This window comes from Paracoccus fontiphilus, from assembly GCF_017356265.1.
GTDB lineage: Bacteria > Pseudomonadota > Alphaproteobacteria > Rhodobacterales > Rhodobacteraceae > Paracoccus > Paracoccus fontiphilus.
Genome location: NZ_JAFNAW010000029.1, coordinates 13,767 through 27,317 on the forward strand (window position 1 = coordinate 13,767; position 13,551 = coordinate 27,317).

13 protein-coding genes are annotated in these 13,551 nt (G+C 67.6%); 6 read left to right on the top strand and 7 right to left on the bottom strand.

The annotated features are described in order from the left end of the window. Positions 1-57 precede the first annotated feature (57 nt). The 3 genes from J0F76_RS11500 to pcaF are packed head-to-tail and all read left to right on the top strand — an operon-like array spanning position 58 to position 2,664. The gene (locus J0F76_RS11500) at positions 58-792 is read left to right on the top strand and encodes a 3-oxoacid CoA-transferase subunit A (protein ID WP_207469540.1); all 735 of its coding nucleotides are present in this window, start codon (positions 58-60) and stop codon (positions 790-792) included. Then, a complete protein-coding gene (locus J0F76_RS11505) occupies positions 789-1,460 on the top strand; it encodes a CoA transferase subunit B (RefSeq protein ID WP_207469542.1) in 672 nt (223 codons plus the stop codon). Before J0F76_RS11500 ends, J0F76_RS11505 begins: the two co-directional genes overlap by 4 nt. Position 1,461: 1 nt before the next feature. Beyond that, positions 1,462-2,664, top strand: a complete 1,203-nt coding sequence (gene pcaF / locus J0F76_RS11510) for a 3-oxoadipyl-CoA thiolase (RefSeq protein WP_207469544.1) — start codon at positions 1,462-1,464, stop codon at positions 2,662-2,664. 60 nt (positions 2,665-2,724) lie between these two features. Here the strand turns inward: pcaF and J0F76_RS11515 are convergent, their stop codons facing one another. From J0F76_RS11515 to paaN, 7 genes are read right to left on the bottom strand one after another with little or no spacing between them, the layout of a single operon-like run. Next, positions 2,725-4,662 carry a 3-hydroxyacyl-CoA dehydrogenase NAD-binding domain-containing protein gene (locus J0F76_RS11515; RefSeq protein WP_207469546.1) on the bottom strand — a complete coding sequence of 646 codons (1,938 nt, stop codon included), beginning with the start codon at positions 4,660-4,662 and terminating at the stop codon, positions 2,725-2,727. Position 4,663: 1 nt separating this feature from the next. Further along, positions 4,664-5,365: an ABC transporter ATP-binding protein gene (locus tag J0F76_RS11520; protein WP_207469548.1), complete on the bottom strand. Its 702-nt coding sequence runs from the start codon at positions 5,363-5,365 to the stop codon at positions 4,664-4,666. Further along, entirely contained in the window at positions 5,352-6,131 is a 780-nt protein-coding gene (locus J0F76_RS11525; protein WP_207469550.1) for an ABC transporter ATP-binding protein, read from the bottom strand. Before J0F76_RS11525 ends, J0F76_RS11520 begins: the two co-directional genes overlap by 14 nt. Further along, a complete protein-coding gene (locus tag J0F76_RS11530; protein ID WP_207469552.1) occupies positions 6,128-7,084 on the bottom strand; it encodes a branched-chain amino acid ABC transporter permease in 957 nt (318 codons plus the stop codon). Before J0F76_RS11530 ends, J0F76_RS11525 begins: the two co-directional genes overlap by 4 nt. 1 nt (position 7,085) lies before the next feature. Beyond that, entirely contained in the window at positions 7,086-7,958 is an 873-nt protein-coding gene (locus tag J0F76_RS11535) for a branched-chain amino acid ABC transporter permease (RefSeq protein WP_207469553.1), read from the bottom strand. 56 nt (positions 7,959-8,014) lie between these two features. Continuing rightward, positions 8,015-9,157 (bottom strand): ABC transporter substrate-binding protein, encoded by a 1,143-nt coding sequence (locus J0F76_RS11540; RefSeq protein ID WP_207469555.1) that lies wholly within the window; start codon positions 9,155-9,157, stop codon positions 8,015-8,017. A gap of 26 nt (positions 9,158-9,183) precedes the next feature. Next, complete coding sequence (gene paaN, locus J0F76_RS11545) at positions 9,184-10,812, bottom strand: phenylacetic acid degradation protein PaaN (protein ID WP_207469556.1); 1,629 nt, start codon at positions 10,810-10,812, stop codon at positions 9,184-9,186. 113 nt (positions 10,813-10,925) lie between these two features. On the opposite strand from paaN, the gene paaG reads away from it, so the two are divergent. The 3 genes from paaG to paaK are packed head-to-tail and all read left to right on the top strand — an operon-like array spanning position 10,926 to position 13,493. Further along, complete coding sequence (paaG, locus tag J0F76_RS11550) at positions 10,926-11,720, top strand: 2-(1,2-epoxy-1,2-dihydrophenyl)acetyl-CoA isomerase PaaG (protein ID WP_207469557.1); 795 nt, start codon at positions 10,926-10,928, stop codon at positions 11,718-11,720. Between the two features lie 14 nt (positions 11,721-11,734). Continuing rightward, positions 11,735-12,160: a hydroxyphenylacetyl-CoA thioesterase PaaI gene (paaI, locus tag J0F76_RS11555; protein WP_242690158.1), complete on the top strand. Its 426-nt coding sequence runs from the start codon at positions 11,735-11,737 to the stop codon at positions 12,158-12,160. Between the two features lie 22 nt (positions 12,161-12,182). Beyond that, positions 12,183-13,493, top strand: a complete 1,311-nt coding sequence (gene paaK, locus J0F76_RS11560; RefSeq protein WP_207469564.1) for a phenylacetate--CoA ligase PaaK — start codon at positions 12,183-12,185, stop codon at positions 13,491-13,493. The last annotated feature ends 58 nt before the right edge of the window (positions 13,494-13,551 follow it).

Here is a 13,551-nt window from a genome sequence, read left to right on the forward strand (position 1 = left end):
TTTTGGTTTTGCCGCGCTGTGGACGGGTCTAGTCTTGGCCAATTGCAGGAGGTTTCCATGGACAAGCGCATTGCAAGTCTCGCCAATGCCGTCGCGGATATTCCCGATGGTGCCACGGTGATGATCGGCGGCTTTGGCGGGTCTGGCGCCCCGATCGAACTGATCCACGCCCTGATCGACCGCTTTCTGGCGACCGGCAGCCCGGCGCGGCTGACGGTGATCAACAACAACGCGGGCAACGGCCATGTCGGCATTGCCGCGATGATCGAGCAGGGCATGGTCGCGAAGATGGTCTGTTCCTTTCCACGCTCGGCTGATCCGCGTGTCTTTACGGAAAAGTACCTTGCCGGAGAGATCGAATTGGAACTGGTCCCGCAGGGCACCCTGGCCGAACGCATCCGCGCGGGCGGGGCGGGAATTCCGGCCTTCTACACGCCGACCGGGTTCGGCACCGATCTGGCCAAGGGCAAGCCCGTGGCCGAATTCGATGGGCGGTCCTATGTGCAGGAACGCTGGCTCAAGGCGGATTATGCGCTGATCAAGGCCGAGGTCGGCGACCATCTGGGCAACCTGACCTATCGCATGGCCGCCCGGAACTTCGCGCCGATCATGGCGACGGCGGCGGCGCGCACCGTCGCGCAGGTTAGCCAGGTGGTCGAACCCGGCGGCATCGACCCCGAGGCGGTCGTCACCCCCGGCATCTTCGTCGACGCCATCGTGACCGTTCCCGACCCTGCGCAGGAAGAAGACCTGAACCGCGCCAATGCATATTACCCTGAGGTGACGGCATGACTGCCAAGCTTTCGAACGCGCAGATCGCCTGGCGCGCGGCCCAGGACATCCACGACGGCGCCTATGTGAACCTCGGCATCGGCTTCCCCGAGATGGTCGCCCGCTTCCAGCCCGAAGGGCGGCAGGCGATCTTCCACACCGAAAACGGCATCCTCGGCTTTGGCGAGGCGCCCGCGCCGGGCGCCGAGGACTGGGATCTGATCAACGCCGGCAAGAAGGCCGTGACGATCAAGCCGGGCACCGCCTTCTTCCACCACGCTGACAGCTTCGCCATGGTGCGGGGCGGGCATCTGGACGTGGCGATCCTGGGCGCCTACCAGGTCGCGCAGAACGGCGATCTGGCGAACTGGTCCACCGGGCCGAAGGGCGTGCCCGCCGTGGGCGGCGCGATGGATCTGGTCCATGGCGCCAAGCGCGTGGCGGTCATCACCGACCATGTCACCAAGGACGGCAAGCCGAAGCTGGTCGAGGCCTGCACCCTGCCGCTGACCGGGGTGGCCTGCGTGACGCGCGTCTATACCTCGCTGGCGGTGGTGGACATCGTGGATGGCCGCTTCGTGCTGCGGGAAAAGCTGCCGGCGCTGTCCTTGGATGAACTGCAATCCGTGACCGGCGCGCCCCTCCACCTGGACGGCGACCTGGCCGACCTGACCTGCCCCGAGGTATGAGATGCCCGACGCTTTCATCTGCGACTATATCCGCACGCCGATCGGCCGCTTTGGCGGGGGGCTGTCATCCGTCCGCGCCGATGACCTGGGCGCGATCCCCTTGCGGGCGCTGATGGCGCGCAACGCGGGCGTGGACTGGGGGGCGGTCGATGACGTGATCTTCGGCTGCGCCAACCAGGCGGGCGAGGACAACCGCAACGTGGCCCGCATGTCGTCCTTGCTGGCCGGCCTGCCGGTCGAGGTTCCGGGCACCACCATCAACCGCCTGTGCGGGTCAGGCATGGACGCGGTGATCACGGCCGCCCGCGCCATCAAGGCGGGTGAGGCGGACCTGATGATTGCGGGCGGGGTCGAGTCGATGTCGCGAGCGCCCTTCGTGATGCCCAAGGCGGAAAGCGCCTTCTCGCGGTCGAACACGGTTTATGACACCACCATCGGCTGGCGCTTCGTCAACCCGCTGATGGAGGCGCAATACGGCGTCGACAGCATGCCCGAGACGGCCGAGAACGTGGCCGAGGACTTTGGCATCAGCCGCGCCGACCAAGACGCCTTCGCGCTGCGGTCCCAGCAAAAGGCCGCCGCGGCCCAGGCCGACGGGCGGCTGGCACAGGAAATCACCCCGGTCGCGATCCCGCAGCGCAAGGGTGATCCGAAGCTGGTGGACCGCGACGAACACCCGCGCGAGACCACGCTGGAAGCCTTGGCCAGCCTGAAGGCGCCGTTCCGTGCAGGCGGCACGGTGACGGCGGGCAATGCCTCGGGCGTGAACGACGGGGCGGCGGCGCTGATCATCGCCTCGGAAGCGGCGGCGAAGCGGCACGGGCTGACACCCATCGCCCGCGTCTTGGGCGGGGCGGTGGCGGGCGTGGCGCCGCGCATCATGGGCTTTGGCCCGGCGCCCGCGTCCAGGGCGCTGATGGCGCGGCTTGGCCTGACGGCCGCAGACTTCGACGTGATCGAGTTGAACGAGGCCTTCGCATCGCAGGGCTTGGCCACGCTGCGCGATCTGGGGATCGCGGACGACGACCCGCGCGTGAACCCCAATGGTGGGGCCATCGCGCTGGGTCATCCCTTGGGCATGTCGGGCGCCCGCATCACCGGCACGGCGGCGCTGGAACTGGTGCGCAGCGGTGGCAGGCGGTCCCTGTCCACCATGTGCATCGGCGTGGGGCAGGGCATCGCCCTGGCGCTGGAACGAGTGTGAGCATTGCGATTGTTCCCTGGACGGCCTGCAACCAGGTTGTCCAGGGAAAGACGCCACTCGCTAGCGATTGACGGCCCACATCGGCCCGCCGCGCCAGCGCGGGAAGCCATAGCCGTGGATCTCCACCAGGTCGATGTCGGATGCCCTTGCGGCAATGCCCTCGTCCAGGATCGCCTGACCCTCGGCGGCCATCTCGCCGACCAGATGGCGGGCGATGGCGTCGCCCTCCATCGACGTGGCGCCGGTGATCGCGCCCGCCAACAGGTCGGCCACGGCGGAAGAGGGCTGCGGCCTGCGGTCCCCGAACGCATAATCGTACCAGCCGCCGCCGGTCTTCTGGCCCTTGCGGCCCGCGCGCACGAGGATGTCGCCCAGCGTTTCCGGCACGTCCTGCCCCGCCGCCCGCGCCCCTTCGCGTTGCAGAAAGGCGATGTCGAGCCCGCCCAGATCCTGCGCCTCGAACGGTCCCATGGCGAAGCCGTAGGCGCGCATGGCCGCGTCGATCTCGGCGATGGCAATGCCCTGGCGGACCAGGGCCTCGGCGCTGGCGCGGTATCGCTTCAGGATGCGGTTGCCGATGAAGCCCTCGCAGATGCCGGATTGCACCGGGATTTTTCCAAGCATCCGGGCCAAGGCAAAGCCGGTGGCCAGCGTGCGGTCGGAGGTTTCGGGAACCGGCACGATCTCCAGCAGGCGCATGACGTTGGCGGGGCTGAAGAAGTGCAGCCCGATGAAGCGGTGGGGGTTGGGCAGGTCATCCGCGATCAGCCGCGGGTTGAGATAGGACGTGTTCGTCGCCAGCATGGCATCCGCGCGGCAGGCAGTGGCAAGCTGAGCGAACACGGCGCACTTGACGGCGATGTCCTCGAACACGGCTTCGATCACCAGGTCTGCATCGGACAGCGCCGCGTAGTCGGTGGTGGCCGACACGCCCGCCATGCGGTCCGCCGCCTGCGCCTCGGTCAGCTTGCCGCGTTTCGCGGCGCCGTCGAAGATGGCGCGCAGGTTGGATATGCCGCGCTCAAGCGCCTGGTCGTCGCGTTCGATCAGGGTGACGGGAATACCGGCATCACGCAGGGCGGCGGCGATCCCTGCACCCATGGTGCCGCCGCCGATCACGCCCGCACTGCGCAGGGGCAGGGGGTCCACGTCCTTCAGATGCGCGGGCCGGGGGGCTGCGCGTTCGGCAAAGAACACATGCCGCAGCGCCGCCGCCTGGTCCGATCCGCGCAGGTCCAGGAAGGTCTGGCGCTCGAAGGCCATGGCTTCGGCAAAGGGTGCCTCCGCCGCCTTGCGCAGGCAATCGAGCGCGCGCAGCGGCGCCTCGGCGCCTTTGGCGGCTTTTGCCACGGCCTTGCGGTGGTCGTCCCAGAAACCGGCGTCAGGCGGGGTGATCGGGCGCGCGGATGCAGGCGGCGGCAGGTCGCGCGTCAGGGCGTCGCGCGCGAAAGCGACCGCGTTGGCTTGCAGGTCGCCCGCAAACACCGCGTCAATCAGGCCCATCGTCAGCGCCTTGGTTGCCTTCACCGGCTTGCCCGATGTCACAAGATCGACGGCGGTTTCGACCCCTGCCAGGCGCGGCGTGCGCACGGTGCCTGATGCGCCGGGAACGATGCCCAGGCTCACCTCGGGCAGGCCGACCGAGGCGCTGTCCAAGCCCACGCGGAAGCGGCAGCCCATCGCCACTTCGAAGCCCCCGCCCAGGGCCGAGCCGTGGATGGCGGCGACCCAGGGCTTTGCCGCGCCCTCGATCCGGTCCACCAGGTCGGGCAGGTGCGGTTCCTGCGGCGGTTTGCCGAACTCGGTGACGTCGGCCCCGGCGATGAAGGTGCGGCCTGCGCAGATCAGGACCACCGCGCGGACCTGCGGGTCGGCGTCCAATGTTCCGACCGCATCCCACAGCCCCTGCCGCAAGGCCTGCGACAGGGCGTTGACCGGCGGGTTGTCCACGGTGACGATGGCGATCTCGCCTTGGCGGGCGATGGTCACGACTGACATGCTATATTCCCAGATAGGCTTCGCGGATGCGCGGGTCGGCGATCAGGTCCGCCGCCGCGCCGGACATGGTGATGCGGCCGGTTTCCATGACATAGCCCCGGTCCGCGATCTTCAGCGCGCCGAAGGCGTTCTGCTCGACCAGCAGCACCGTGACGCCAAGCGCCTTGAGCCCGCTGACCACGTCGAAGATCTGCTGCACGATGATCGGGGCCAGGCCCATCGACGGCTCGTCCAGCAAAAGGCAGGACGGGCGCCCCATCAGCGCGCGGGCCATGGCCAGCATCTGCTGCTGCCCGCCCGACAGCCCGCCCGCCGCAAGGTTGCGCTTCTCGCGCAGGATGGGGAACATGGCGAAGGCGTCCTCCATGTCTTTTTCCACGCGGTCGTCGGTGAACAGGTAGGCGCCAAGGCGCAGGTTCTCCTCAACCGTCAGGTTGGTGAAGATCTGCCGCCCTTCGGGCGATTGGGTCAGGCCGCGCGCGGGGCGGCGATGCGCGGGCACGCCGGTCAGGCCCTCGCCGCGGAAGGTGATCGAGCCGCCGGACACCTGCTGCGTGCCCGACAGGCATTTCAGCAGCGTCGTCTTGCCCGCGCCGTTGGCGCCGACCACGGTGACGATCTCGCCCGAGTCCACGTGCAGGTCGATGCCGTGCAGAACCTCGATTCGGCCATAGCGCGACCGGAGCCCTTCAACCGTCAGCATTTGCAGCCTCCGTCCCCAGGTATGCGGCGATCACCGCCGGGTTGCGGCTGACGGCGGCGGGATCGCCCTCGGCGATCTTCTCGCCATGGTCCAGCACGACGATGTGGTTCGATATGCGCATGACCATCTTCATGTCGTGTTCCACCAGCAGGATCGCCACGCCGGATCGCGCCACCTCGGCGATCAGGTGGTCGATCTCCTCGGTCTCGACGGCGTTGCAGCCGGCGGCGGGTTCGTCCAGCAGCAGGATCCTGGGCGACAGCGCCAGGGCGCGGGCGATCTCCAGCCGCTTCAGCGCGCCATAGGACAGGTTGCCCGCCTCGCGCTCCGCCGCGCGCTCCAGCCCGACGCGGGCCAGCAGATCACGGGCGCCCGCTTGGGCCTCAGCCGCGCGGCGGCGCGAGGAGGGCAGGGCGAACAGATCGGCCAGAACCGGCCCGCGTTCCGACAGGTGAAAGCCCGCGATGGCGTTTTCCAGCACGGTCATCGACTGGAAGATCTGCAGGTTCTGGAAGGTCCGGGACATGCCGCGCCGGGCCAGCAGATGCGGCGCCATGCCGGTCACGTCCTCGCCCCCCAGCAACACGCGCCCCTGACCGGGCTGGTAGACGCCCGAGATCATGTTGAACAGCGTGGTCTTGCCCGCCCCGTTCGGCCCGATGACCGAGGTGATCTCGCCCGGCTGGACGGTGAAGCTGACATCGTTCACGGCCTTGAGGCCGCCGAAGCTGATGCCAAGCCCCTCGACTGACAGAAGCGCGGTCATTCGCCTTTCCCCCGGATCTTGCGCAGGATCGACGGCAGAAGCCCCTGCGGCAGGAAGATCATCACCAGCATCATCACCAGGCCCAGCACAAGCTGCTCGTATTCGGCAAAGACGGTCAGCACCTGCGGCAGCAGCGTGAGGACCGCCGCGCCGAAGATCGCGCCCAGGATCGAGCCGACGCCGCCCAGGACGGCCATGGTCACCATCTCGATCGAATGCATGAAGCCCGCGACATCCGGCGTGATGAACTTGTTCTGCAGCGCCAGCAGCGAGCCCGAGACAGAGGCATAGACGGCCGAGATGACAAAGGCCCGCAGCTTCAGCCGCGCCACGTCGATGCCCACGGTGCGGGCCGCGACCTCGGAGCCGTGCAGGGCGCGGAGCGCGCGGCCGGTGGGGCTGTTGTAAAGGTTCAGCGCCAGCCAGGCGCCAAGGATCAGGGCCAGGCCGCAGAACCAGTACCAGAACTGGCCGTTGGTCAGGTCCAGCCCGGCATCCTTCAGCAATCCGCGCAGGCCCAGGTCCGGAACCTCCATCCCGTCGGGGCCGCCGGTCAGCTGGCGTTCGTTGTTCAGCACCATGGACACCAGGATGCCGAAGCCCAGGGTGGCGACGCCCAGGTAATAGCCCTTCAGCCGCAGGATCGGGCGGCCCACCAGGAAGGCGATAACGCCTGAAATTATCGCGCCCAGGGCCAGCGCCAACGACGGATGCAGCCCCAGATGCACCGGCGCCAGGGCGCAGGCATAGGCGCCGATCCCGGCGAAACCGGCATGGCCCAGGCTGATCTGGCCCGCATAGCCGGTCAGGATCACGATGCCGGTGACGGCGATGGCGTTGACGAAGATCAGCGCGCCGACGCGGTAATAGTACCCCGAGGGGAACAGCACCGGCGACAGCAGGATCAGCACGAGCAGAACCAGCAAAGTGGCGGATTTCGGGGTCAGTTTCATGTCACACCCGCTCGGTCGATTTGCGGCCGAACAGGCCCTGCGGCATGAAGAACAGCACCAGCAGGATCACCACGAAGGCCGCCGCGTCCTTGTATTGCGAGGACAGGTAGCCCGCCGTCAGCGCTTCCAGCAGGCCCAGCAGGAACCCGCCCGCGAGCGCGCCTTTGGGATTGCCCATGCCGCCCAGCATGGCGGCGGCGAAGCCTTTCAGCGCGAAGGCCAGCCCTACGTCATACGAGGTCAGCGTGATCGGCGTCGCCAGCACCCCCGCCAGCGCGCCGATGCCCGCCGACAGCGCGAAGGACAGCGTCATCACGAAGCCCGTGTTGATGCCCACCAGTTGCGCGGCCAGCCGGTTGTTCGACGTCGCCAGCACGGCGCGGCCCGTCAGCGTGCGGGTGAAGAACAGCCACAGGCCCACGAAGACCACCACCGCGCCGCCGATCACCCACAGGCTTTGCGGCAGGATCGTGGCGCCGCCGATGCGAAGGGGCGTGTCGCCGGAAAAGGCCGGAAAGCTGTGGATCTGCTTGCCGAACAGCAGTTGCGCCCCGCCCCGGATGAAGATCGAGGCGCCGATGGTGATGATGATCAGCGACACGACCGGCGCGCCGCGCGCGGGCTCGATCGCCAGCTTGTTCATCGCCACGCCGATGGCCGAGGTGACGACGATGGCGATGAGCGCCGCCAGGGGCAGGGGCAGGCCCGCCGCATGGCAGACGAAGGTCAGCATCCCGCCCAGCATGACGAATTCGCCCTGGGCGAAGTTCACCACGTCGGATGCGTTGTAGATGATCGTGAAGCCAAGCGCGACAAGCGCGTAGACCGCGCCGACCGTCACGCCCGAAAACAGGAATTGCAGCAGTTCCGCCATGGCGACCCCCCAAGCAGATGATGCCGCGCCCGGACAGGGGCGCGGCTGTCAGCGGATCATTCCACCACGGTCCATTCGCCGCCCTTGATCTGCAACATGCGGAAGGCGGACAGGTCGAGGCCCAGGTGATCCTCGGGCGACATGGTGTAGACGCCGGTGGTCCCGGCAAGGCCCGAGGTCGCCTCGATGGTGTCGCGGATCGCCTGCGGCTCGGCGCTGCCCGCGCGGGTGATGGCGTCGGTCAGGATCAGGAAGGCGTCGTGGGCATAGCCGCCGAAGGTGCCGACCGCCGTGCCGGTCTTTTCCTCGAACGCGGTCTTGTAAGCGTCCACAACCGGCTTCTGGGGATCGTCCGCAGGAAGCTGGTCGGCGATCAGCAGCGCGGTGCCGGGCAGGCGCACGCCCTCGGCGGCTTCAGACCCCGCCAGTTCGATGAAGCCGTCCGAGGCCACGCCGTGCGACTGGTACAGCGGCAGGTCGATGGCAAGCTGGCGATAGTTGCGGGTCACAATGGACGGTCCCTGGCCGAAGCCGGGGTTCAGCACGGCCTGCACGCCCTCGGTGTTGCGGATCTTGGTCAGCTGCGTGGTCATGTCGGCGTCGGTGGGGTTGTAGGTCTCGTCCGCCGCGACGGTGATGCCGTAGTCGCCCACGACCGACTTGCACTGCGCCTGCATCGACGCGCCGAAGCCGTCGGTGCCCGAGATCATGCCGATGGTGGTGATGCCCTGCTTTTGCATGTCCTCGAAGATCTTCTGGCAGGCCATGCGGTCGGTATGCGGGGTCTTGAAGGTGAAGGGCTTCACGGGGTCGATGATGTCGATGGCGCCCGCCAGAGAGATGAAGGGAATCTCGTTGTCCTCGGCCACCGACAGGATCGACATCGACGTGCCGGTGGTGGACCCGCCGATGATCGCCACGACCTCGTCATCCTCGATCAGGCGGGTGGCGAAGGTGCGGGCCTTGTTCGGGTCGCCGCCGTCGTCATAGAGCGTCAGGGCGATCTCCTCGCCGTTGATGCCGCCCTTTTCGTTGATCTGCTCGACCAGCATTTCCAGCGTCTTCGCCTCGGGGTCGCCCAGAAAGGCGGCGGGGCCGGTGGCGGACACGGACGCGCCGATGCGGATTTCGGCGGATGCGGCGGTGGCGCCAAGCGCCAGAAGGGTGGCAAGGGCGGTGGTCGTCAGGGTCTTCTGCATGGTCGTCTCCTCCCCAGAGAACTTGGTCAAACGGTGGCGGCGGCGGGCCTGCGCCACATCACGCGGCGAAAGCGGGTCGCGACAAAGGCGGTGTCGGTCAGGCTGGCGTTTCCGGCGGGGTTCGCGCCGGTCACGTGGAAGTCGCTGAAGGCCGCCGACTGGTTGACGAAGATGTTGCCGGTCAGGTTGACCGACAGGTTCACCCCCGCGCGGGCAAAAGCGCGAATGGCGCGCTCGATGCGGGCTTCATCGGTGTCATAAAGCGCGGCGGTGATGGCGCCTTTGGTCGCCGCAAGACCGGCAGCGCGGGCGATGCCGTCGTCGGCGTCCGTGCAGGGAATGACGAAACCCACCGGACCGAAGCATTCGTCCTGCGCCACGGGGACATCGGCATCCACCCCCAGCAACAGCGGCGTGCCGTCGCGGATGACGCGGCCCTGAGTGCGGGCGCGGGCGACACGTTCCTGCGTGGTCGGGTTGGCGATGGCGCCGCAGATGCCCGCCGCCTGCTTGGGATCGGCCAGCAGGGTGTCAATGGCTTGGGCCAGACCGGCGGCGACATCATCGAAGGACTTGCGTCCCTGATCCGTGTCGATCCCGCCCTGCGGAACATAGATGTTCTGCGGCGAGGTGCACATCTGCCCCGAATAGAGCGACAGCGAGAAGGCAAGGTTCGCGCACATGCCGTCAAAATCGTCGGTTGCGGCGATGACGATGCTGTTGACGCCGGTTTCCTCGGTAAACAGTTGCGCCTGCGTCGCATTCTGGCGCAGCCAGTCGCCAAAAACGGCAGACCCGGTATAGTCGATCAGCCGCACGGCAGGATCGGTGGCAAGCGACTTGGTGATCTCTGCCCCCGGCTCGTCCACGGCCAGCAGCATCGCGTCGGCAGGAAGGCCCGCTTCTGCAAGCACCTCGCGCGCCACCTTGGCGGTCAGGGCCAGCGGCAGGATCGCGGAGGGATGGGGCTTCACGATGACCGGATTGCCGGTGGCGAGGCTGGCGAAGATGCCGGGATAGCTGTTCCAGGTCGGGAAGGTGTTGCAGCCGATGGCCAGCGACACACCCGCAGGCACCAGCGTCCACTGCTTGTCGATCACCAGCGGCACACCCTTGCCCTGCGGCTTTTCCCAGCGGGCGGCGTCGGCAAAGCGGGTCATTTCCGTCCAGGCGACGGCGACCGCTTCCAGCCCGCGATCCTGCGCGTGCGGCCCGCCTGCCTGGAAGGCCATGGCGAAGGCCTGACCTGTGGTGTGCATCGTCGCGTGGCCCAGCAGGAAGCTGATGCGGTTCAGCCGCGACAGGATCTCCAGGCAGGCGCCGATGCGGGTTTCCACGCTGGCAGAGGCCAGATCGTCAGCCGCCCCCTGCGCCGCCGCGATCAGCGCGGGCGCATCCGCCGCCGGATAGGTGATTCGCAGTGCCTTGCCCCAAGGGGACACCTCGGCCCCCAGGCGCCGCTGTTCGGGATGGCCGGGCAGCGCGAAGGGCTGGCCCAGCAGCGCCGCAAAGGCCGCCTCGCCATCCGCCTTGGCGGTTTCGCCATAAATCTTGCCGCTGGGCACCTCGGGGAAAGGCGTCCAGAATGTCCGCGCGTGCAGCGCCTGAACGGCATCCTCCAGCATCCGGCGATGGCGGGCAATGAAATCGGTCATGGGCTCCTCCGCCGGTTCCTCCTCCGGCTTGCGAATATCATTGACCGGCCGGTCGGTTTATGCAACAGATTTCTTCGAGGAGCCCGAGAAATCGTGGCGAAAGGGAGAAGACCATGACCGCATCCCCCACGGTGCTGTCGGCCTTGGCCGATGGCGTGCTGACGCTGACGCTGAACCGTCCCGAGAAGCTGAATTCCTTCAACGAGGAGATGCACCTTGCCCTGCGCGAGGGCATCCAGCGGGCGCATGACGACCCCGCCGTTCGCGCGGTGCTGCTGACCGGGGCCGGGCGCGGCTTTTGTGCGGGCCAGGATCTGGGCGACCGCGATCCCCGCAAGGGCGGGCCCGCGCCGGATCTGGGGCATACGCTTGAGACGTTCTACAACCCGACGCTGAGGCTGATCCGCAGCTTGGAAAAGCCCGTGGTCTGCGCGGTCAACGGCGTGGCGGCGGGGGCAGGCGCCAACATCGCCTTCGCCTGCGATATCGTGCTGGCGGCAAAATCGGCGAAGTTCATTCAGGCCTTCGCCAAGATCGGCCTGATCCCCGATGCGGGCGGCACCTGGTCCCTGGCGCGCATCCTGGGCGAACCCCGCGCCAAGGCGCTGGCCTTGACCGCCGAGCCGCTGCCCGCCGAAAAGGCCGCCGACTGGGGGCTGATCTGGAAGGCCGTGGAGGACGATGCGCTGATGCCCGAGGCGCAGGCCCTGGCGGCACAGCTTGCGGCTGGCCCGACCCTGGGCCTTGGCCTGACCAAGCGGCTGATCCAGGACGCGGCGACCCGCACCCTTGATCAGCAGCTTGACGCGGAACGCGACTGCCAGCAGCAGGCGGGCCGCAGCGCCGACTATGCCGAGGGCGTCACCGCCTTCCTGGAAAAACGCCCGGCGAGGTTCAGCGGCAAATGAAACCCGTGGCCGACATGACCCCGCAGGAGATCGCCGAAGCCTCGGCTCGCGCCATGTGGAACGACGATTCGGCCAGCCAGCGGCTTGGCATGACCCTGGACCACATCGCGCCGGGACAGGCCACGCTGTCCATGACGATCACAGAGGCCATGTCGAACGGCCACGGCAACGCCCATGGCGGCTATATCTTCACGCTGGCCGACAGCGCCTTCGCCTTTGCCTGCAACAGCTACAACCAGATGGTCGTGGCGCAGCACTGTTCCATCACCTACCTGATCCCCGGCCGCATCGGCGACCGGCTGACCGCCACCGCGACCGAGACCTCGCGCCGGGGCCGGTCGGGCATCTACGACATCCGCATCACCAACCAGGACGGGGACCATGTGGCCGAATTCCGCGGCCATTCGCGCACCGTCAAGGGCACGCACCTGCCCGCCTGACCGCCATCTCAGGGAGGAGACCATGGAAGACCTGACCCCCAACCCCAAGGATCTCGACCCGATCGAGACCGCGTCCCGCGACGAGATCGAGGCGCTGCAGTTCCACCGCATGAAGCGGTCGCTGAAGCACGCCTTCGAGAACTCGCCCTTCTACCGCAACCAGTTCATCAAGGCCGATGTCCATCCCGAGGATCTGAAGACCCTGAAGGACATCGCCAAGTTTCCCTTTACCGTGAAGCAGGACCTGCGCGACTGCTATCCCTTCGGCATGTTCGCCGTGCCGCAGTCGAAACTGGTGCGCATCCACGGATCGTCCGGCACCACCGGCAAGCCGACCGTGGTGGGCTATACCCAGGCCGATATTGACCATTGGGCGAACCTGATCGCCCGGTCGATCCGGGCTGCGGGCGGGCGGCCCGGCGACATGCTGCACAACGCCTATGGCTATGGCCTGTTCACCGGCGGGCTTGGCGCGCATTACGGGGCGGAACGGCTGGGCTGCACCGTGGTGCCGATGTCGGGCGGCATGACCGAACGGCAGGTGACGCTGATCCACGACTTCAAGCCGCGCATCATCATGGTCACGCCCTCATACATGCTGTCGATCCTGGACGAGTTCCGCCGCCAGGGCCTCGACCCGCGCGAAAGCTCGCTGCAAGTCGGCATCTTCGGCGCCGAGCCCTGGACCAACGCCATGCGCCAGGAGATCGAGGAGGCGTTCGACATGCACGCCGTGGACATCTATGGCCTGTCCGAGGTGATGGGACCGGGCGTGGCCCAGGAATGCGTGGAAACCAAGGACGGGCTGCACATCTGGGAGGATCATTTCTACCCCGAGATCATCGACCCCGTCACGGGCGAGGTGTTGCCGGACGGCCAGATGGGCGAGCTGGTCTTCACCACGCTGACCAAGGAAGGGCTGCCGATGGTGCGCTATCGCACCCGCGACCTGACGCGCCTGCTGCCCGGCACGGCGCGGTCCATGCGGCGCATGGACAAGATCACCGGCCGGTCCGACGACATGATCATCCTGCGCGGCGTCAACGTCTTCCCGACCCAGATCGAGGAGCAGATCCTGAAATGCCGGGGGCTGGCCCCGCATTTCCAGATCGAGATGACCCGGTCCGGACGGATGGACACCATGACCGTTCATGTGGAGTGCGCCGAGGATCACGCGGCAGCCGAGGCCCGTGCGGCATCGGCCCGGGAACTGGCCCATCACATCAAGTCGGTGGTGGGCGTCTCGACCCGGATCGAGGTCCGCGATCCCGGCGGCATTGCCCGGTCGGAAGGCAAGGCCAAGCGCGTGATCGACAATCGCCCGAAAGAATGACGGTCTGCACGGGGGTGGTGGTGACTTTGCCACAACCCCCGGATAAAGCGGCGGACAG